Annotated in this window: 14 protein-coding genes; 5 read left to right on the forward strand and 9 right to left on the reverse strand. The window is 59.5% G+C overall.

Features of this window, described 5'->3' with window-relative positions; all coding sequences use genetic code 11:
* The first annotated feature begins 29 nt into the window (after positions 1-29).
* The 5 genes from HMPREF9720_RS04805 (at position 30) to HMPREF9720_RS04825 (ending at position 8,099) form a co-directional block, all read left to right on the forward strand.
* The gene (locus HMPREF9720_RS04805) at positions 30-3,545 is read left to right on the forward strand and encodes a TonB-dependent receptor (protein ID WP_009597078.1); all 3,516 of its coding nucleotides are present in this window, start codon (positions 30-32) and stop codon (positions 3,543-3,545) included.
* Between the two features lie 16 nt (positions 3,546-3,561).
* Positions 3,562-5,334 (forward strand): RagB/SusD family nutrient uptake outer membrane protein, encoded by a 1,773-nt coding sequence (locus tag HMPREF9720_RS04810; RefSeq protein ID WP_009597106.1) that lies wholly within the window; start codon positions 3,562-3,564, stop codon positions 5,332-5,334.
* A gap of 33 nt (positions 5,335-5,367) precedes the next feature.
* Positions 5,368-6,267: an endonuclease/exonuclease/phosphatase family protein gene (locus HMPREF9720_RS04815; protein ID WP_009597093.1), complete on the forward strand. Its 900-nt coding sequence runs from the start codon at positions 5,368-5,370 to the stop codon at positions 6,265-6,267.
* Positions 6,268-6,292: 25 nt separating this feature from the next.
* Entirely contained in the window at positions 6,293-7,354 is a 1,062-nt protein-coding gene (locus HMPREF9720_RS04820; protein WP_009597101.1) for a BT_3987 domain-containing protein, read from the forward strand.
* Positions 7,355-7,577: 223 nt separating this feature from the next.
* Complete coding sequence (locus HMPREF9720_RS04825) at positions 7,578-8,099, forward strand: RNA polymerase sigma-70 factor (protein ID WP_009597103.1); 522 nt, start codon at positions 7,578-7,580, stop codon at positions 8,097-8,099.
* Between the two features lie 122 nt (positions 8,100-8,221).
* Here HMPREF9720_RS04825 and HMPREF9720_RS04830 read toward each other — a convergent pair whose 3' ends face one another.
* The 9 genes from HMPREF9720_RS04830 to HMPREF9720_RS04870 all read right to left on the reverse strand — a co-directional run bounded on the left by HMPREF9720_RS04830 (position 8,222) and on the right by HMPREF9720_RS04870 (position 21,992).
* The gene (locus tag HMPREF9720_RS04830; protein ID WP_009597097.1) at positions 8,222-9,433 is read right to left on the reverse strand and encodes an S-adenosylmethionine:tRNA ribosyltransferase-isomerase; all 1,212 of its coding nucleotides are present in this window, start codon (positions 9,431-9,433) and stop codon (positions 8,222-8,224) included.
* Between the two features lie 149 nt (positions 9,434-9,582).
* The gene (locus HMPREF9720_RS04835) at positions 9,583-10,542 is read right to left on the reverse strand and encodes a DUF4999 domain-containing protein (protein WP_009597105.1); all 960 of its coding nucleotides are present in this window, start codon (positions 10,540-10,542) and stop codon (positions 9,583-9,585) included.
* Between the two features lie 84 nt (positions 10,543-10,626).
* Positions 10,627-11,796, reverse strand: coding sequence for a DUF1735 and LamG domain-containing protein (locus HMPREF9720_RS04840; RefSeq protein WP_009597084.1), 1,170 nt, complete (start codon positions 11,794-11,796; stop codon positions 10,627-10,629).
* 26 nt (positions 11,797-11,822) lie between these two features.
* On the reverse strand, positions 11,823-12,944 hold the full coding sequence (locus HMPREF9720_RS04845) for a glycoside hydrolase family 18 (protein WP_009597080.1): 1,122 nt from the start codon (positions 12,942-12,944) through the stop codon (positions 11,823-11,825).
* A 28-nt stretch (positions 12,945-12,972) separates the two neighbouring features.
* Positions 12,973-14,499: a SusD/RagB family nutrient-binding outer membrane lipoprotein gene (locus tag HMPREF9720_RS04850; RefSeq protein WP_009597092.1), complete on the reverse strand. Its 1,527-nt coding sequence runs from the start codon at positions 14,497-14,499 to the stop codon at positions 12,973-12,975.
* Positions 14,500-14,512: 13 nt separating this feature from the next.
* The gene (locus HMPREF9720_RS04855) at positions 14,513-17,809 is read right to left on the reverse strand and encodes a SusC/RagA family TonB-linked outer membrane protein (protein WP_009597095.1); all 3,297 of its coding nucleotides are present in this window, start codon (positions 17,807-17,809) and stop codon (positions 14,513-14,515) included.
* Positions 17,810-17,985: 176 nt separating this feature from the next.
* Complete coding sequence (locus HMPREF9720_RS04860; RefSeq protein WP_009597107.1) at positions 17,986-18,954, reverse strand: FecR family protein; 969 nt, start codon at positions 18,952-18,954, stop codon at positions 17,986-17,988.
* Positions 18,955-19,062: 108 nt separating this feature from the next.
* Positions 19,063-19,674 carry an RNA polymerase sigma-70 factor gene (locus tag HMPREF9720_RS04865; protein ID WP_014775080.1) on the reverse strand — a complete coding sequence of 204 codons (612 nt, stop codon included), beginning with the start codon at positions 19,672-19,674 and terminating at the stop codon, positions 19,063-19,065.
* A gap of 14 nt (positions 19,675-19,688) precedes the next feature.
* Positions 19,689-21,992 (reverse strand): glycoside hydrolase family 20 protein, encoded by a 2,304-nt coding sequence (locus tag HMPREF9720_RS04870; RefSeq protein WP_009597085.1) that lies wholly within the window; start codon positions 21,990-21,992, stop codon positions 19,689-19,691.
* Positions 21,993-22,011: the final 19 nt, after the last annotated feature.

The raw sequence follows: 22,011 nt of genomic DNA on the forward strand, positions 1-22,011 counted from the left end.
CAAACACACGCTAACTTAAAACTTCAACCATGAAACATTTTAGACTATTCGCAATTCTTTTGCTGCTCGTCTGCGGATGGACAACGGTTGCACACGGCCAGACGCAGGAGCCGGCGATCAACCTTGAGTTCACCGACATACCGCTCTCGGAAGCCATTTCGCGCATTGAGAAGAGCAGCAAATACACATTCTTCTACGACGCCAAGCAGACCGACCTGACCCGGCGCGTCAGCCTCCGCGCCAAACAGCTGCCGATCTCCGCCGCCCTGCGCCAGATGCTCGCCCCGACGGGTCTCAATTTCACGATCTCCGAACGCCAGATCGCCCTGATCCCCGCGGCGCGCAAGGCCCCGGCCGGATCGCGCACGATCACCGGCACGGTCAACGACTCCCACGAGCTTCCCTTGGCCGGCGTCGCCGTCACGCTGGAGGGCGACAATACGCGCGGCACCGTGTCCGAGAACAACGGCAGTTTCACCATCACCGTTCCCAATGCCGATGCGGTGCTCAGCTTCACCTATTTGGGCTACATCTCCAAGAAAGTCTCCGTCCCCGCCTCGCAGAACAACCTCAAGGTATTCCTCGCCGAGGACGCCGTGAAGATGGAGGACGTCGTAGTCGTAGGTTACGGCACCCAGAAGAAGGTCAATCTGACGGGAGCCATCGCCACGGTGGACGACACGCAGCTCGCAAGCCGCTCGGCGCCCTCCGTAGCCCACATGCTTCAGGGTGCGGTTCCGGGTCTGACGATCTCGACCACATCGGGCCGTCCGGGCAACTCGGCCGACCTGAACATCCGCGGCATCACCTCGATCAACGGCGGTTCGCCGCTCGTGCTGATCGACGGCGCCGAGGGCGACCTGATGAAGCTCAACCCCAACGACGTGGCCTCGATTTCGGTGATCAAGGATGCCTCGGCAGCCGCCATCTACGGCGCACGCGCGGCCTACGGCGTCGTGCTGGTGACCACCAAGGAGGGCGACGATTCGGGAAAAACCCGCGTGTCGTACAGCGGCCGCTGGGGCTGGAACGCCCCCACCACCTCGACCGACTACGAGACCCGCGGCTACTACTCGGTCTACGTCAACGACCTGTTCTGGCACGCCGACGCAGGCACCAACTACACCAACTACACAGAGCAGGACATGATGGAGTTGTGGGCCCGCCGCAACGACAAGGTCGAAAACCCCGAACGTCCGTGGGTGAAGATCGACCAGCGCGACGGCCGCGACACATATGTTTACTACGCCAACTTCGACTGGTACCACTACCTGTTCAAGGACGAACACCCCAACACGAGCCACAGCGTCTCGCTGTCGGGCGGCAACTCGAAGGTCAAGTACATGCTTTCGGGCAACTACTACAGCGAAGAGGGACTCTTCCGTCAGGACCCCGACCGTCTGCAGCGGATCAACTTCCGTTCGAAAATCTCGTTCGACATCAACAAGTGGCTCAAGATCAGCAACAACACCAGCTACTACAACTACCAGTACTACTACCCCGGCCCCAGCGGAGTCAATACCGCCTTCTCGCTGGGCACGGTACACGGACTGGCTTCGATGATGCCCTACAACCCCGACGGCACGAGCGTCTACTACACCTCGCTGTCGAAATACTCGATCATGGACGGCCTGCCCACGATCATGAACAAGGGCGGCCACTACAACAAGGACAAGACCGACAACATGTCGACCACCACGGAGCTGACGTGGACCCCGGTCAAAGGGCTGGAGATCAAGGGTAACTTCACCTACATGTTCAACACCCAGCACAACCTCAACCGTCAGGTCAATACCGAATACTCGCAGTATCCGGGCGAAGTGCAAACCCTCTCGACGGGCAGCCGCTTCCAAGACAAGCTCTACGAAAAGACCATGATGCACAACTACTATCAGGCCAACGTCTACGCCACCTACGCACACACGTGGAACGAGAAGCACAACTTCAAGGCGATGGCCGGTTTCAACTGGGAGACCAAGTATCTCAAGGACGTGTCGGCCACGGGCTACAACCTGCTCTCCGAAACGCTGATGGACCTCAATCTGGTGGGACAGGGCGCCGACGGCAACGAGCGCATGGAGGTCGGCGGCGGCCAGAACGAATACGCCCTGATGGGTTTCTTCGGCCGTCTGAACTACGACTACAAAGGCAAATACCTCGTGGAGGTGAGCGGCCGCTACGACGGCACGTCGCGCTTCAAGCGCGGTCACCGCTGGGGTTTCTTCCCCTCGCTCTCGCTCGGATGGCGCATCTCGGAAGAGCCTTTCTTCGAGGGCATCCGCAAAAACTTCAACAACCTCAAAATCAGGTATTCGTACGGACAGCTGGGTAACCAGAACGTAGGCTACTACGACTATATCCGCAAAATCTCGATCGGCAACCAGAACTATCTGTTCGGCGGCGACAAACCCACGACGGCCACCATTTCGGCCCCCGTGGCCTCGAACCTCTCGTGGGAAACCTCGATCCACAACAATCTGGGCGTAGACATGAGCTTCCTGAACAACCGGCTGGCTTTCAGCGCCGACTTCTACATCCGCGATACGAAGGACATGCTGACCGCCGGCGTCGCACTGCCGAGCGTCTACGGCGCCGATTCGCCCAAGATGAACAGCGCCGACCTGCGCACCAAGGGTTACGAGCTCTCGCTCAGCTGGCGCGACGAGTTCCAGCTCCTGCGCCGGCCGTTCACCTACAGCGTGACGGTCACCTTCAACGACTACGTGACCAACATCACCAAATACGCCAACCCCGACCGCACGTTCGCCAAGTCCTACTACGAAGGCATGCGCTGGGGTGAGATCTGGGGCTACCGCATCGGCGGACTCTTCGCCACGGACGCCGAGGCTGCCGGCTACGCCGTCGATCAGACGGCCGTCAACAACCGGATCAACGCCGCGGCCGGCTCGGAACGCGGCCTGCACGCCGGCGACCTGAAGTTCCTCGATCTGGACGGTGACAACATCATCTCCATCGGCAAGAACACCGTAGACGATCCGGGCGACCGGGAGATCATCGGCAACAGCCAGCCGCGGTTCCACTACGGCACTATGCTGAGCATGTCGTGGGCGGGCATCGACTTTTCGATCTTCTTTCAGGGCATCGGACGCCGCCACTGGTATCCCAAAGCCAATACGATCGCCTTCTGGGGTCCCTACGCCCGTCCGTATGCGAGCTGGATTCCCAAAGACTTCCACAAGATGTACTGGAGCGAAGAGAATCCCGACGCCTACTTCCCCCGTCCGCGCGGCTACGTCGCCCTGTCGGGTACCAACCGCGAGCTGACGGCCGTCAACGACCGCTATATGCAGAACATCCGCTACTGCCGTCTGAAGAACCTCACGATAGGCTACACGCTGCCCAAGAAATGGACCCGCAAAGTGCTGATCGACAACCTTCGCGTCTACTTCACGGGAGAGAACCTCGCCACATGGTCGCCCATCCGCTCGGACTATATCGACCCCGAAATGGCCGCCATGAACGACGAGATGCGCACCTACCCGTGGCAGAAGACCTACATGTTCGGCGTAGATGTCACATTCTAATCAAACAAGCAGAACCATGAAAAAAATATTATTGATACTGGCCGCAGGCTGCACCATGGCGCTCGTCTCCTGCGAAGAGTGGCTCGACAAATACCCGCTGGCCCAAATGTCGCCCGAAACCTTCTTCTCGAACGAAAACGAGCTGCAGGCTTTCAGCAACAAATTCTACACGGCCTTCCCGTCCGACGGGCTCTACAACGAGTACTGGGACAACATCATTCACAACGACCTGCCTCAGGAGATGCGCGGCGGCCGCACGATCCCCGCGTCGGGCGGCGGCTGGACATGGACCAGCCTGCGCGACATCAACACGCTGCTCGAATACTCGGTCAACTGCAAGGACCTCGACGTCCGTAACCGCTACGACGCGCTGGCCCGTTTCTTCCGCGCCTATTTCTACTTCGAAAAGATCAAGCGGTTCGGCGACGTGCCATGGTACTCGAAACCGATCGGCTCGGCCGATCCTGAGCTCAAGCGTCCGCGCGATTCGCGTGAATACGTCATGCAGCGCATGATCGAGGACATCGATTTCGCCATCCGCTACCTGCCTACCAAACACGACCTCTACCGTATCACGAAATGGACGGCACTGGCCCTGAAATCGCGTTTCTGTCTCTTCGAAGGCACGTTCCGCAAATACCACGGCATCGACCTTCCGGAGAACGACTGGAAATACTACCTCGACCTGTCGGCGAAGGCATCCGAAGAGTTCATCACCAACAGCGGCTACGGACTCTACACATCGGGCGGCACGCAGACCGCCTACCGCGACCTGTTCGTGTCGGAAGACGCCCAGCAGATCGAGGTCGTCCTCGCCCGCGATTACAACAAGGGGCTAAGCGTATTCCACAACAGCACCTTCTACTCGCTGAACACCTCCTACGGGCGTCCGGGCCTGACGCGCAAGATCGTCGCCAGCTATCTGATGGCCGACGGCACGCGCTTCACGGACAAGGCGGGCTGGGAAACGATGGAGTTCCGGGACGAGTGCCAGAACCGCGATCCGCGTCTGGCGCAGTCGATCCGCACGCCGGGTTACACGCGCATCAACTCCACCAAGGTCGAAGTGCCGAGCCTTTCGACCTGCATGACGGGCTACCAGCCCATCAAGTTCGTCGCGCCCGCCGATTTCGGTTCCGACGGTTACAACCTCTCGTACACCGACCTGCCGATCATCCGCACGGCCGAGATCTATCTCAACTACGCCGAAGCCAAAGCCGAGCTGGGCACGCTGACGCAGGACGACATCGACCTGACGATCAAGAAGCTGCGCGACCGAGCTGGCATGCCCAATCTGGACATGGCCCAAGCCAACGCCAACCCCGACCCGTACCTTTCGGCCCCTGAGACAGGCTACCCCAACGTGACGGGTTCGAACAAAGGCGTACTGCTCGAAATCCGCCGCGAACGCACCATCGAACTGCTTCAGGAGGGCCACCGTTACTACGACCTCATCCGCTGGAAAGAGGGCAAGACCTTCACGCAGCCGCTGCTGGGCCTCTACATCCCCTCCAAGGGCGAATACGACCTCGACGGCGACGGCACGCCCGACATCTATCTCAAGACCAAGGGAGAGACGCCCTCGACCAAAGCCCCGCTCATCATGGAGATCGATCAGGACATCTTCCTCTCGGAAGGCGACCACGGCTACATCTCGCCCCACAAGAAGAATCCGGGCGAGTGGAACGAGGCCCGCGACTACTACTACCCGATTCCGACCGACGACCGCTCGCTGACCGGCGGCGCCCTGACGCAAAACCCCGGCTGGAACGACGGGCTCGACTTTTAATTCCCAATACTAACTTCAAAAACGAACGAAACGATGAACAGACTGAAAAAATATCTTACCATCATGCTGCTGCTCGGCTTGACCTGCCCGGCAACGGCCTGCAACAGCAGCTCCTCCTCCGAAGACGAAGTTCCGCCCCATCTGAAACCCGAAACCCCGGAGGAACCGGGTCGGGACTACTACCCCAAGGCCGACGGCGCGACGCGTCTAGTGACCTACAACGTCGGCGTCTTCACCAAGTACATCAGCGACGGCAGCTACCAGATGATCGCCGACATGATGACCGAGGGCAAGGCCGATCTGGTGGGCATCAGCGAACTGGACAGCTGCACGGTCCGCACCGGCCGGGTCTTCCAGCTCAAGAAATTCGCCGGACTGATGGGCAAGGAGTGGAGTTACGAATATTCGCGGGCGATGGCCTATCAGGGCGGAGCCTACGGCGACGGAATCGCCAGCCGTGAGAAACCCGTCCGGACCTTTGCCGCTCCGCTGCCGAAGGGCGACGGCGCCGAACCCCGCGTGATGGTCGTCATGGAGTTCGAGAAATACGTCTTCGCCACCACCCACCTCGACCATGTATCCACGCTGGCTCAGGCGGGACAGGTAGACGAGATCAACAAGGTCATCGAACGCGAATTCGGCGGCTCGAAGAAACCCGTCTTCCTCGGCGGCGACTTCAACGCCCGTCCCGATTCGCCCACCATCTCCAAACTGAAGACGGGCTGGACGGTCCTCACGCCCCACGGCGCGAGCGACTTCACCCACTCCTCGCAGGCGCCGAACAAATGTATCGACTACATCCTGCTTTGGAACGGCAACGGCGCGAAGTGCGACGTGGTCGGCACCAAGATCATGCTCGACTTCAACAAAGGCGACATCAAGCGGGCCTCGGACCATATTCCCGTGCTGGTCGATGTCAAATTCCAATGCTGAGACGAACCCTTAAACGCAAACGATTATGAAACGATATGCAAACATACGTCTTCTGGCCGCCGTCGCCCTGCTCGTCGCAACGGCGGGCTGCAAGGACGACGAAGGTCCGGCGCTCAAGCAGCCTGCCCTGCTGAGCATTCAGGACGCCGCGGCCGACGCCGAAGTGATTACGGTGGAAAGCCCCAAGAAGCAGACCCTCAACATCCGCGTGGAGGCCGAGCAGATCAGCGGCAACTACATAACCGTCGTGTTCAAGATCGACCCCGAACTGGTCGAGACCTATAACGCGGCGCACGGTACCTCGTACAAGCTCTGCCCCTCGGAGGCCTACGCATTCTCGACCACCGAAGTCATGCTGCCCCGCTACAACACGGTCTCCTCGACGATGAAAGTCGAGCTGTTCAGCGAGCGCATGCCCGACGAGGAGCCGTACCTGCTCCCGATCGCCATCGATTCGATCAAGGGCGACCCGCGGGCGACGGTCTCGCCGACGGGCGGCGTCCGCTACATCCTCTTCAACAAGTTCGTCAAGCCGGGACCGCCCGCACCCGTGCTGCTCGACCGCAGCGGCTGGAAGGTGCTCGCCGCCCCCAAGGCCAAACCCAACTACGAAGTGGAGAAGATGTTCGACGAAGACATCAACACCTTCGGCTACTGCAACGCCGACGAGGAGCAGGCCAATCCGCCTTACGACTTCGTCATCGATCTGGGCAAAGAGGTGACCGTACGCGGCTTCCAGTTCAATCAGCGCTACATGACTACCGGCAAACCGGAAGCCGGCGCGCGCTACGGCATCGCCCACTTGGAGGTCTGGACCGCGAAGGAGATCACCGGCGACGGCCTCGGCGCTGCGAACGACGCCAACTGGACCTACACCCAGACATACCGCGACTACCGGACCGATCCCGACTCGCCGCTGGACCCGATGGGTGTGGTCATCAGTCCGATGCTCGACGACTACCAGCATGCGCGTTACGTCCGGCTGCGCATTCACGCCAGCTATACGAACAAGACCTATAACCCGACTTTCCGGGGATGGTGCATCGCAGAGCTGAATGTCTGGGGCAACAACGAACTGCTCGAATAATACGTCCGAACCTGCAAAGGGACCTGCTGAAACACTTCAGCAGGCCCCTTTTTTTAACGCAGTCCCGATTTCGGGCGTCCCGCATTCCGCAGGATAACAGGAACTAAAGGATTTCGAAACGAAAAATTCATACGTTCCGCATCCGTTTTATCCCCGAAAATGCCTATCTTTATTAGTCTGAATTTCCTTTAGCGATACGATGAGGCCGGAAAACGAACACGACATGGTTTTGTGGAAACACATCAGCCGAAGGGGGGGGGAAACCGCCGCCTTCAGGGAGTTGTTCGACCGTTATTACGCGCCGCTTTGCAGGTTCGCGGCCTACTGGCTCCGCGACCGCACCTCTGCCGAAGAGATCGTATTGGACACCTTTACGCATATCTGGCAGCATGCCGGGGAACTCCGCATCTCGACTTCCGTCCGGGCCTATCTGTTCCGCGCCGTGCGCAACCGCGCGCTCAACCGGCTTCGCGACCAACGCACCGACGGCATCCCCATCGAGGGACCTGAGCCGCTCTTCACGAACCCGGAAGCATTGCAGCTCGAAGCCGACGAAATGATGCTGCTGGTCGCCGAAGCCGTCTCGCAACTGCCCGACCGCTGCCGCGAAGTATTCCGCAAAAGCCGCGAAGAGGGGCTTTCCAACGCCGCGATCGCCGACCAGATGCGGATTTCGGTCAAGACCGTCGAAGCGCAGATCACCAAAGCCCTGCGACGCATCCGCGAAACGCTGCTGCGCACGTGATCTTCTCCCCGGACTCCCCGGAGACTTTCCGCCCCCGCCGAACGACCGTCTGATGACCGCCGAAGACCGGCCGGCAGCCGCATCCGGCAGCCGCGCTTTCTCCCTCAGCCTCGCTCCCAGCGTCAGCGCATCAGCACCGACGAGTCGCCGTAACTCAGGAAACGGAAGCCGTGTCCGAGGGCGTATTCGTAAATCCGCTTCCAGTCCCCGCCGACGAAAGCCGACACCAGTAGCAGCAGCGTCGATTTGGGCTGGTGGAAGTTGGTGACGATATTGCGCACGATGCGGAACTCGTACCCCAGCGGCGTAATCATGATCTGCGTCGCCGCCTTGATGCGTTCCAGCCCCTTTTCATCCATGTATTTCAGCAGAGTCTCCAGCGCCTCGCGCCCGGAAAACTCCGCCGGCACGTCGTACAGCTCCCACTGACCGACGACCCGCTCCGCATCGGGCGTTCCGGCCGTACGTATGCGCCACGCCAGCGCCGTGAGCGATTCGAGCGTCCGCACCGAGGTCGTGCCGACGGCCGTGATCCGCCCCCACTTCTCCAGCAGGCGGGCTACCGCCGCACGCCGCACCTCGAAATGCTCGGTGTGCATCGGATGCCGCGCGGCATCGTCGTCCTTGACGGGCAGAAAGGTCCCGGCCCCGACATGCAGCGTCACCTCCTCGAACCCGAAGCCGCGCGCCTTCATCCCCTCGATCAGTTCGGGCGTGAAGTGCAGCCCCGCCGTCGGCGCGGCCACCGATCCTTCGAATTTGGAATAGACGGTCTGGTAGCGCGTATAGTCGATCTCCTCGCTTTCGCGGTTCAGGTAGGGCGGAATCGGAATCCGTCCGAGGTATTCGAGCAGCTGCCCGAACGTCATCGCCGCCGACCACTCGAAGCGCACGGTATGCTCGCGGCCGCGGTTCTCGACGAGCCACGCCCGCAGATGCTCCGGGCGGCCTTCGTGCTCGAAGTTGATCTCCACATACCCCTCTTTCCATTTCTTGAGGTTGCCCACGATGCACGACCATTCGCACCGCCCGACGACGGCGAACGCCCGTTCGTAATCGGCCGGATCGTGCGGTTCGAGACAGAACACCTCGATGCGGGCGCCCGAAGGCTTATGCATGATGATCCGCGCGCGAATCACCTTCGTATTGTTGAACACCAGCAGCTGGCCTTCGGGCAGCACGTCGCCGATGTCGGCGAAATGCGCTTCGCCGATCTCCCCGCCGCGGTAAACCAGCAGTTTCGAGGCGCTGCGCTCGGCCAGCGGGAACTTGGCGATCCGCCCGTCGGGCAGGTCGTAATCGAATTCGTTTATGTCTATATGCCGTTCACTCATGGGCACAAATGTACGCTTTTTTCGCTTCCGTTGCACACGCTCCGGCCGATAATCGCCCATATACCATATCCCACAGGCCCTCTCGGTCAAAAAAGCCGCCCGGTCTCGGACCGGGCGGCTTCCCCTCAAAAACTATTCAAAGCCCACCTCTATTTGGAATAAACATAAATCTCGGAGCTGAGAGGCGCCGACCCATACATATGCCAAATTATATAACGAGCGGTTATCGGCGCGATAAACGAAACATACTGCGTTCCGGCAGGCGTCATCGACAAGCCCTCTTCAGGCGTTACGAGTTTCCACCCGGCCCCGTCATCGCTAGTATAAACAGCACAAGAACTCATCGCATAAGCCGCACCGTAAGCACTGAACGTCTCCAATCCGGTAACAGTCTTTGTAGCGCCCATGTCGATCTTTACACCGAGATGGGGAGTATTGAACCATATATAATCTCCGGTATTCCCATTGATCAATTTAGGTTGATGGGCTCCCCAGTCTGCATTATTATCATCCACATTGGTAGCATAAACCGACCAACCGCTGTAATCCGCAATCCGGCTGCCCGAAGGTTTCACGCCGGCCTGTATATCCATGGATTTGGCTTTGTTTATCTGAACGGACAGCTCCTTCTGTTTCGAAGAAATACGCAATTGTCCGGAAACAGGCTGCACCGATCCGATCCCGACCGTCACTTTGTAGGTGGCAGCCTCCTGCGGAACAAAACTCCAATCCGTCCTGAGATCCATCGTATCTCTGGCTGCCAACTCCCCGGCAGGAATCACGACGGCACCGCCTTCGCGGAAAGTAACGATCTCCTCCGGCATATCGCCTTCGATCGTATAAGCGAACTTCACGGCGACATCCGACTTCCATGGTTTGGCAAGACAAACCGCAAACGGCATCGAGACCTCCGTATCGCCTGCAATTCCCAGAGACGAATGCGTCTGATTGAACTCCAAAGAGCCGACACCGAGCTTCAGACGTTCCAAATAAACATAGTCGGCCGTCCATTCGTCTGTTGCAGACTCATCGTCGTCGCATGCGACAAAACAACCCGCAACCGCAGAAACGAGAACTCCGGCCAAAAGATATTTCAATTTTTTCATCATAATGTAATCGTATTTAACAAACAATTTGAATGAACCGCATGGCGGCAGGCACGCACCGGGCGCGCCTGCGCCATAATTACGGGATTAAGGCCACGGCGTTTCCGTATCGGTGGACTTGATGCCGGCAACCCACGTCGGGGTCTTGGACGTCTTCAGCGTATGCCCGTTGCCCGTGCAGTCCTCGAACGTATTGCCCTCGCCTTCGTTGAAGCGCCAGTAAGCCTCCAAGCCCTGCGATTTGGCGCTGGTCGTGGTCATGTTGTTCTGCACCTGCGCTTCCGTACGGCATACCGACCAGATACGCGCCTCGGACATCAGTATCTTACATCCGCTCCACCACGAATCGCCGGTTCCGTGTCCGCCGCCGGCATCGCCGCCGAACCAGTTGGCCGATCCGAAGTTGGGATCGCACACGCCCTCCTTGCTTCCGGCAAAAGTACCGTTGACATAGAGGGTCACCTTGGTTCCGTCATAGGTCAGCGCCAGATGCTGCCATTTGTTGGGCGTGAACGACAACGACGGATTGAGATACCAGCCGTCGCCTTGGAACTGCACCAGCGAATGGGCCTTATGGTCCGAAGTGTCGTTCTGCGGGTCCTCGAAGCGCAGCAGCACCGAACCGCCGTTGGTAAATACGGCACGGTTGCGGTTGGCCGTATTGCTCACTTGGAAACGCACCTCGACCGTAAACTGCGGAAGCGTCAAGGGGAAACCGTCGGCGGCAAGTCCCGCGCCGCCGACGAACATCGGGAGCGACGAGACGACAATCGCTTCGGTCGTAATCACATAGGTCGAGGTCAGCGAGGTCACCGGAACCGACCCGTCGGCGCTGACAAGACGCAGCGGCAGGGCATAGCTCTCGCCGACATACTCCTTGGGCAGCGGCTTGATATGGATCTTGGTTGCAGGAGCGCTGAATTCTCCGGCCTTGATCGTCACTTCGGAGTCCATCTCGTAGACCTCTTCGGGCAGTACGAGAAAACTCGAAGCCTGCTTCTGGTTGTAACGGTCCAGCACCTCGGAATCGACCACGAATTTCAGCTTTACGTCTTTCGTTGCGGCCTCGCTCAGGCAGGCCGTGATTTCGGCGTCGGCGCCCAGTTCGGTAATGGTCACTTTCGTGCTTTTATTCGACGCGCTCTCGCTGACGAAGGCGTGCACTCCGAGCGTATCGTAATCGGCATCGTTGCAGGCCGAGAATCCCGAAACGAGCGCCGCGAGACCGAGAACTGCTGTTTTAATGCTGTTTTTCATCTTTTTCTTGCTTTTGGTTGTTCGGACTAATTGACTGCGGGGTTCTGCGCCTGAATTCCGGTTCGCATCCATTTGTAGGAGGGTTTGTTCACCGCCTCGTTGCTGAACCGGTAACCGCCGAAACCGCCTTTGCGGAAGCCGTTGACGGGCTGCCATCTGGCCATTCCCAGCAACGACGGGCACTCGGCCTTGTCGAGTCTGGTTCCGTTGCGAAGCGTCCAGAAATAACCGCCGTTCAATGCGTCAATGGCGCTCTCCATGTTTTCCGTAACGATGAAGCGCTTGGTGATCTCCTCCTCGGACATCACGCCCCCAAATCTATTGATTATCTGCGTCAGGCGCGAGTCCATATTCGACTCGCTCTGTCCGGCATTGGGCGACGGAGTGCCGCCGGAAACCGAATAGGCCTGTCCGATGAAATAGTCGAAATAAGTCGCCGCGCTCACAGGAACCTTCCAGAGTTCGCCGTCGATAACGAGCATTTTACCCGAATTGGACTGAGGGCCGAGGTGCTTGCACAAAATATCGAGGAACCATCTCACATAAGTATCGTTTTCATCGAGTTTGCCCACAACTCCATCGACATTCGGTTCGAAATCGATATCCAGACCGTCGTAGTTGTACTTGTAAATGGTATCCGCGATAGCCTGCGCATATTTCTCCATCGAGGTCTTGATGGCCGCTTCATCGTCGTCCACCCAGCCCCAGAACGCTTCGCGGGTCGCTTCATCGACATCATATTCGGCAGGAGTGAACCCCTTGCCGACATACTGGATAAAGGTACACATCAGCACTTTGGTCCCTTTCTTCTGCTGCACCATGCGGAGATCTTCGATCTTGCCCTGCGAAAGGTTGCTCGAATTGTCCCACAACGAGACCATATCCATACTGTCGGGAAGTCCCATCAGCATACTGGCCGTCAGAACGGCAGGATCGCCCCAGCCGCTGAACCACCCGAACGAAATCGAGTGATCCGTCTTTTTCCACTCGCGCAGAGCTTGGTAGTAGGATTCGGGGCGCGAGGTCTCGGTATTGCCGTAATCGACCTTCTTTTCGGCTTCGACCTCCGTCCAGTCGCTGCAGTTGGTAAACGCAGTCGCGAAAAGCAGCGCCGCCGCCAATGCCCATATATTTTTCTTTATGTTCATAATGTATGCTTTCGTTTAGGTTTCGACACTATTTTTTCTTCGTCCAGAAAAGATCGACCGACTCGTTGTCCGTACCGCCCAGCAATGCCACCGCCTTGTCGTAATTGCTCTTGTTGAGGTTACGCTCGGTATAGGGATAGCGCAGCCGGCGCAGACCGCGGAAGTTGTCGGAGATAACGCCGCCGCTGAGGTTGTCGATGGCCGGCGCCAGTTCGGGATAGCCCGTACGGCGGAATTCGGCCCACGCTTCGAGTCCCATCGGGAAGTTTGCGATCCATTTCTGGGTGATGATGCGCTCCAGATTCTTCTCCGTGCCGTCCGCGTCGTTCCACTTGATCTTGACGTCCGTCTGACGGTCGTAGTTGTACTTCGCGCCGCGCGGATCGTTCAGATGTCCGGCGGGAACGAGCGTTTCATCGGCCAGATAGGCGTCGATGTCCTCGCCCGCCACGCCGTTCTGCTCCATCGACAGACGCACGCCGGCCTCGTAGTAGGACTGCGCCGTACCGCCTACGGTCCACTCTCTGAGCGCCATCTCGGCGCGCAGGAAATTGGTCTCGGCGGCCACGAAAATCGGCAGCGACGAGCCGGACTGCACGTTGGGCAGCGAATAACCGCTTACGGCCGATTTCTCGAATCCGGCCGTACCGGCGCGCATGCCGATATAGCGGGTGTTGTCGAAGGTCGATTTCTGGAAATAGGCTTCGCAGCGGGGATCGTCGTACCCGGTCATGTAATCGACGATCGAAGCATTGATTCGCAGGTCGCCCCACGACGCCGAAGCCAGCTGATAGGGATTTCCCTGCACGCCGGGACTCATCATGGCGTTCTGGGCGTTGGTCTCGATCAGGCCGGCGGCATGGCCGCAGGCGCTCTCGGCGGCCTCGCGGTCGTTCGAGCGGATCGCCGCACGCAGGCAGAGCGAGTTGGCCAGACGCGCCCAAGCCGTATAGTCGCCTGCGAAAATCGGATCGTTGTTAGCCAGCGGTTTCGACGCCGGATACTCCTGCGCATAGGCGTAGAGCGTGGTCGCCGCGCCCGCGAGGTCCTCGATGATATGCTTGTAGACATCCTCCGCCGAGTCGTACTCGACATAGAACGAGCCGTCGGCTACCTTGCTGTAGGGGATCGGGCCGTAGCAGTCGGCGACGCGCATCATCACGGCGGCGCGCACCAGACGGGCCATCGCGTAGTAGTGGCCCGACTTGCTGGTCGATTTCTCGATGTCGAAGAAGTTGGCGTAAATATCCTCGAACATCGTATTGTACGGCGTGGCGTTCCATGCGTCGGACGCATTGAACGTATCGAAGTTCTGACCGCCCCAGCGGTTCGACAGCGTGAAATATCCGCCCAGCGAGCCGACCATCTGATCGACCATCTGCGAGTCGTTCTGCTGCACGTACATCATGGCGTCGAGCATGGTGGGAATCAGCACGGCGGGGTCTCCCTTGTAAAGGGCATAGGGATCGGTGTTGTACTCGTCGAAATTGCCCGTACAACCCGCAAAACCGCATACCGTCAATAAGAGGCAGGTAAGTTTAATGATATTTTTCATAGCTTTGGTTCGGTTAGAATTGCAGTTTCACGTTAAAGCCGAAATTGCGCGTGCTCGGCTGCATGAAGTAGTCCACGCCCTGATAGTAGGCGTTGTCCGTCGCCGCCGAGATTTCGGGGTCGAACGGCGCCTTGCAGTAGATCATCCAGAGGTTCTTGGCGACGAATCCGACCGTCAGTCTGGCTTTGTTGCGGAACCACCGCGCCGGCAGCGTATACTGCAGGCTCAGCTCCTGCAGGCGTACGTTGGTGGCGCTGTAGAGGTAATAGGCTCCGTAACCGCCCTCGGCCGTCGAAATCGCCGAATAGTACTTCTGGGGATCGACGGTGCCGTAGTTGATCGGAATGCCGCCGCGGTCGCGCGCGTCGGCCGTGGCCTGCGACGCGCCGTAGTAGTCCAGCACGCCCTGCGTGGCCGAGTAGGTCAGGCCGCCGATTCGGGCCGTGAGGACCGCACCGAGTTCGATGCCCTTGTAGCCGAAGCTGTTGCTCCAGCCCATCGTGTAGCGGGGCGAGAGCTGGCCCACCTTGCGGAAGTCGGTTTCGGCGATCGAGAGGTTGCCCGTCGAAGGATCGATCTCGATGTTGCCGTTCAGGTCGCGCTTAAGCTCGTGATTGACGTAAATATCGCTCATCGAACCGCCCGGACGCAGGATGACCTGCGGCGCCACGTTGCTCGCGCCCAGCCAGTCCTTCTGAATCTCGTTGTCGGTGATGGTCTCGCCCGTCACGGGGTTCACTTCGCCGGCCGCCAGCCGCTTGATCTCGTTGCGGTTGAGCGTAAAGGTGTACGAACTGCTCCATGTGAAGTCATTCCACTTGTTGTTGTAGCCCAGCGCCAGCTCGACGCCTTGGTTCTGCACGTCGCCGGCCTGCACGACCACTTGGTTGTAACCCGACGAAGAGGGCAGCGGCGCATAGATCGTCTGGTGGTAGGTGTTCGAACGGTAGTAGGTCACGTCGAAGTTGATGTGGTTGAGGAAACGGGCGTTCAGGCCGATCTCCCACGACTTGGTGTCCTCAGGCTTGAGGTTGTAGGCCGGATAGGTCGAAGGCTTGCTCCAGTTGTGGGTCTGGTTGTTGAACGAGTAGGCCGGATTGGAGAGGTAGCGGGCGAAAGCCGACGCCACCTTCGAATACGACCCGCGCACCTTGAGGAAGGTGAACCATTCGGGCATGTTCACCATGTTGGAAACCACGGCCGACAGACCCACCGAAGGATAGAAGAACGACGAGTTTTTGGAATAGGCCAGCTGCGAAGCCCAGTCGTTGCGGCCCGTCACCGTCAGGTAGAGCATCGAGCGCCACCCCACCTCGACCGAAGCGAAGATCGCCTGCGTCTGGTCGTGCCATCCCTCCTGCAGGGGTTTGAACTTCTCCTGATAGTTGAGGTTGTTCATGGCGAAATGGTTGGTCAGCAGCAGGTCGCCCGCCACGCCGGCCTGCTCGTAGCGCTGGTCGTTGATCGAAGCGCCGATGTTGGCGTTGAGCGTCCAGTCGTCACCGAAGGTCTTGTCGATGTTGAGCATCACGTCGCCGTAGAAACTGCGGTCGTGCTGCGTCTGGTCTTCGTAACCGCCGTTCGTTCCGCAGAAGGTGGTCAGCGTCGAGGCGTAGAGCTTCTGCTTGATGCGGTATTCCGAATTATCGACCCGCACGCGGCCCGAAACGTTCATCCAGTCGGTGATATTCCACCGCAGCGATGCGTTGAGCATGTAGCGGCGCTTGCTCGTCTCGCGGTTCATGCGGTTCTGAATCCAATAGGGGTTCTGCAGCGAATGTGCGCCCTCGCCGTAAGGCCAGTACTGCACCATATAGCCGCGCACGGGGTCCCAGCGCTCGAAAAGGCGGATTTCGTCGAAGTCGTCGCTGCGCGGGAAGAGGTAGAGCGCGGGCAGCGGGTTGTAATACTTGCCCTGCGTCACCATGTTTTCGTCGTGCTGGATGATAAAGCTGGCGCCCAAGTCCAGTACGAGCTTGTCCTTGGCGAACGAGGTGGTATTGCGGGCCGTGAAGTTGTAGCGGTCGTACGTATTTTCGGGAATGATGCCCGCCGTATTGGTCGTCGAAGCCGAGATATAGGTCTGGTTCTTCTCGTTGCCCGTCGATACCGACACCGAGTTGATGATGTTGGTTCCCGTGTTGAAGAACTTCTTGGCGTCGAACGTGCTGGCAGACTTCTCACCCCAGTTCATCAGCCCCGAACTGGTTCCGTAGCTGTTCTGCATGTCGGGCAGCCGGTAGACCTTCGAAAAGGTCGTACTGTTGCTGACGGTCACCACCGTACGGTCCTTGACGCCGCGTTTGGTGTTGATGACCACCACGCCGTTGGCGGCGTCGCTGCCGTAAAGGGCCGCAGCCGAAGGGCCGGTCAGCATGTTGATCGACTCGATGTCTTCGGGGTTGATATCCGCGGCGCTCTCCGAACCGGCCTGTTTGGCATAGGTGCCGCCGTCGCCGCCGAAGCTGTGGTTATACATCGGAATACCATCGATCACATAGAGGACGTTGTTGCCCTTCTCGATCGACTTCTCGCCGCGCATCACCACGCGCGCACTGGCGCCGGGGCCGCTCGCACCGCTGTTGATCTGCACGCCGGCCACCTTGCCGACCAGCGAATTCATGAAGTTGGCGTCCTTGACGGTCGTCAGCTCCTCGGACTTGACCTGCTGCACGTTGTAGCTCAGGGCCTTCTCCTGACGTTTGATGCCGAGGGCCGTCACTACGACGTTCTCCACCGCCACGGCCGAATCGCGGAGCGTAATCCGGAAATCGGTGCGGCTGCCGACGGTCACATCGACCGGCTCGTAGCCCAAGTAGGTAACGGTCAGGACAGCATTTTCCGCGGGGGGGGGAACTTGCAGCGAGAAGGAGCCGTCGGTATTGGTCGAAGCTCCGACGGTCGTACCTTTGACGATCACCGAAGCTCCGATCACCGGCGCGCCGTCGGCGTCGGTCACCACGCCCTTCACGGTCACAGGCCTGCGGTCGGCCTTCGAAAGCAGAATGTATTTGCCGTCGAAACGGTAGACCACGTCTGTTCCGCGCACCATCTGCGCGAGCGCTTCCGAAAGCGGGCGCGCCTCCACATCGACGCTCACGACGCTGTTGATGTCCACGTCCTTGTTCGACAGGAACAAATAATTGGTTTGGTTCTCGATTTCATTCATCACACGCTCCATGCTGACGCCCGACAGACGGATCGTCACCGCATTATTCTGAGCGTATGACCGTGTGGCATAGAACGATGCGCACACGACAAAAAAGAGTGTAAACAGGCATTTAATTTGCTGAATACGTTTTTTGTTCATACTTTTGCAATTAGTTAGTTGTTAGTAGGCTGGGTAGCTGATTAACGGCCGACCGCGGCTTGCGGATGTTGCGACCATCTGCAAGCTTTTTTTATTTGCCCCGGACGACCGGCGAGGGTCATTGTTCGGCTCTTCTCATAGGCAGTCTTTTCGTTTTTTTCAGGTTTATAAATTGGTTATCGTATGACGATCGTTCCGTTGTCTTCGCTGCGCGTATAGGTGAAATCCGAGGCCATCTGCAACAGGCGCAGCGCCGAATCGACGCCGTCCGAAATGCGGATCTTGCCGTGGTTGTAATCGACCTCCGGCATCCGGTTGCGGTCGATCCGTATCTTCACGCCGAAGCTCTTTTCGAATTTGTGCATCAGCTCCCCGAACGAAAGGCCCTTGATGCTGATCATGCCTTCGGTCCAGAGGTAGTCGTCCATGCTGCCGATCGCATTCAGGTTCAGCCGCCGCCCCGCCAGCCGCACCTCCTCGTTGGGCTTGAGGACGAACTGTTCGCCGGGCGTCAGGCGGTTGGTCACCTTCACGCTTCCGCGCAGCAGGGCCGCCGAGAACAATCCCTCGCGCTCCTCGGCCGTCACGTCGAATTTGGTTCCCAGCACCTCGACGTCGCAGGCGAACGTCTCGACCACGAACGGATGCGCGGGATCGTGCTCGACATCGAACATCGCCTCGCCCGCAACCTTCACGCGCCGCTCGCCCCCGGCGAACACCAGCGGATACTCCAGCCGGGTTCCCGCATTGAGCCAGACCTTGGTGCCGTCCTGCAACTCCATGCTCAGGTACTGCCCCGCAGGCACTTCGAGCGCCGTCGTCCGCCGCGTCCACTCTTCGATCCGGTCGTCGGCAAGCATCCGGGCCACGCCGATGCCGACGACCGCCACGGCGGCCAGCTCCGCGGCATAACGCACGATGCGGCGCAGCGGAATGCGACCCAGCGAAATGCGGCGCGCCGCCTTCTTCGCAGGCGCAGGCGACAGCACGTCGGGACCGTAAATGACCGAAGCGGCCATCACTTTGTCCAGCTCGTCCAATTCGCGCATATGCGCGGGATCGGCGTCGAGCCAGTCGAGCACCTGCTCCGTCTCGGCATCGGTCGCCGTATTTTCCAAATATTTATAGATAAGTTCCGGATTCATCTCTCTCTCTTCGTCTGTTTCTATAAAAACGAATAAGTGCGCCCGATTCCCAATCAGACGCACTTGGATTTGCTAAAAAAATATTTTTAATAATTCACGCTCTCGAATTCAGGATCGCAAAATATTATCCGACAGCAACATAAGCAACACGGGCAAATAATCCTTCAACGCCACGCGCAGCTGCTTCACGGCCTTTTCCAGTTCGAATTCGACGCGCCGCACGGTGATGCCGTACTTTTCGGCGATCTCCTTGTAGCTCAGCTCCTCGAAGCGGCGGGCGACGAACACTTCGCGTGTCAGTTCGGGCAGGCGGTCGAGCGACTGCCGCACGATCGCGGCCACCTCCGCCGAGAAAATCTCCTCAGGATTGAACGCCTGCAGCGACCGTATGTCGGCCGCCAGCACCCGCCGCCTAAGCTCGTACACCTCCTGCTCGATCTTGGCATGCAGGCTTTGGGCGCGCAGCCAGTCGAGGCATTTGTTGCGGACGATAATCAGGATATAGGCCTGCAGGTTGGCATCGGCGGGAATCCGGCCGCGGTTCTCCCAGAAGGACATGAAGCTGTCCGAGACGAGATCCTCGGCCACCGCCGCGCTCCGCACGTAGCGGCACGCGATCGCTTCGAACCGCGCGCGCCACGTAGCGAACAGGCGGCCGAATTCGGCCGTCGTCATCGCAACGGACTCGCGTCCCTGTATTCGCACGGCGGTCTTCTCCACGTCCACTCCCGGTTTTATTCTACGATGATTTCATCCACGAACATATGCGCCTTCTGTCCGGCCGCGCCGTGCCATGCCGGAATCGGATCGACCGTACGGGCCACCACGCGCAGGTAGCGGGCCGAGGTTTCGGGGAAGAGCACCTTGAACGGCTTGACGCCGTCGGGGCTGCCGGCCGTCTCCTGCGGCACGGACATCAGCGCCGCCTCGGTGAACTCCCTGCCGTCGTCCGAGAGGTAGACCCCCACCGACGAAGGCGGGAAAACCCACTCGCCCTTCTCGACCAGCGATTCGACGGTCACCGCCGAATAGGGCTTCGCCCCCTGCATGTCGATCGTAACGTCCAGCGGCTCGTTCAGGAACCCGATCCACGCGCCGTTCGAATAGACGGGACCTCCGCGGTAACCGTCCACCAGCAGCGAGGCGCCGCCGTAGGTATATTTGAGCGTCGGCGCGGCGTTCAGCGCGATGCGCCGTCCGGTCGCCTTGTTGAAATCGAATTTCCGCGTATAGACCGGCGTCTGCATGCCTTCGCGCAGGGCCGCGGCCTTGAACGTGCAGCTTTCGCCGATGGTCACCGGCGCCTTGTAAAGCGGACTCGAAGCCGTGGGATCGGAGCCGTCGAGCGTGTAACGGATCGGCGCGCCGCCCTGCGTGGTGAGGGTCATCACGACGCCCCCCTTCTCCGGATCGACCGCATACGAAGCCGTCACCCCGAAGATATGCTTGGCGAACTCATATCCCATCTGAGAATAGATTTCGTCCATCCTGAAACTGCCGATGAAGCGGTTCCAGTCCTTCGTTTCGGGCAGACACCACTGCACCTCGCTCAGGGCGGCCAGACGCGGCAGAAGCATGTATTCGAGGTGTTCGTCGCTCAAGACGTATTCGGTCCAGAGGTTGGCCTGCACGCCGAGAATATGTTTCTGCTGTTCGGGCGTCAGCTCCGGGAACGCCGGATCGTACGAATAGACCTGCTCCATCGGTATGTAACCGCCGATTCCGAACGGCTCGGCGTCGGTGTCGAGCGATTGGTAGTAGTCGAAATAGAAGTGCGAATTCGGCGTCATGATGACGTCGTGCCCCAGCTTGGCCGCGGCGATTCCGCCCTCGCTGCCGCGCCACGACATGACGACGGCGTCGGAGGGCGCCCTGCCTTCCAGAATCTCGTCCCAGCCGATGATGCGGCGGCCGTGCTGCGCGAGGAATTTGCCGATGCGGTCGGTCACGTAGCTCTGCAGGTAATGCTCGGCGGTATGCTCTCCGTCGTCCTTCAGGCCGAGCTGGCGGATCTTCGCCTGACAGCGCGGACACTTCTCCCAGCGCACCTTCGGGCACTCGTCGCCGCCGATATGGATATACTCCGAGGGGAACAGCTCCATCACCTCGGTCAATACGCCTTCGAGGAATTCGAAAGTCTTCTCCCGTCCGGGGCAAAGCACGTCGTCGGCCACGCCCCAGCGGCCCCACACCTCGTACGGACCGCCCGTGCAGCCCAGTTCGGGATAGGCGGTCAGCGCCGCCAGCATATGGCCCGGCAGGTCGATTTCGGGAATCACCGTAACACCCCGGTCGGCGGCATATTTCACCACGTCGCGGATCTCGTCCTGCGTATAGAAACCGCCGTAGGGCGTACCGTCATAGGTTCCCCACTCCTTGCGGACCACGGTGGCCTTGCGGATGCTGCCCACGGCGGTCAGCTCCGGATAGCGCTTGATCTCGATGCGCCAGCCCTGATCGTCGGTCAGGTGCCAGTGCAGCGTATTGAGCTTGTGTATGGCCATCACGTCGATATACCGCTTCACTTCGTCCACCGAGAAGAAGTGGCGCGCCACGTCGAGGTGCATGCCGCGGTAGGCGAACCGCGGCGCGTCGGCGATCTTCACGCAGGGCACCTCCCACGCCGCATCGGGCGCAGTCTCCGTGCCGTAAACCGCCGCGGGCAGCAGTTGTCCGAGACTTTGCAGGGCATAGAGAAAGCCGGGAAACTGCGACGCCCGCACTTCGATTCCCTCCCCGTCCACGTTCAGTTCATAGCCTTCGGCCGGGAGCGATTCGTCCGTGACGAAACGGATGCCCGACGCGGGCATCTCGTCGGCGACCGTCACGGGATTCGTCCCGCCGGTAACCGTCGCCAGCCGTGCGGCGAATCCGACCACGGCGCGCTGCGTCCGCTCGTCGGTGCGACTGTCGCACGTAACGGGCCGATCGGTCACCCGATAGGTTCCCCGACCGGCTTCGAGATGATTGGGATAGGGCACAATCGCGATCTGCGGATCGTGCGAACCGCAGGAACAAAGCGCTATTCCGGCGGCCATAGTCAAAAGTAGTTTTTTC

The organism is Alistipes sp. HGB5, assembly GCF_000183485.2.
Classification (GTDB): Bacteria; Bacteroidota; Bacteroidia; order Bacteroidales; family Rikenellaceae; genus Alistipes; species Alistipes finegoldii.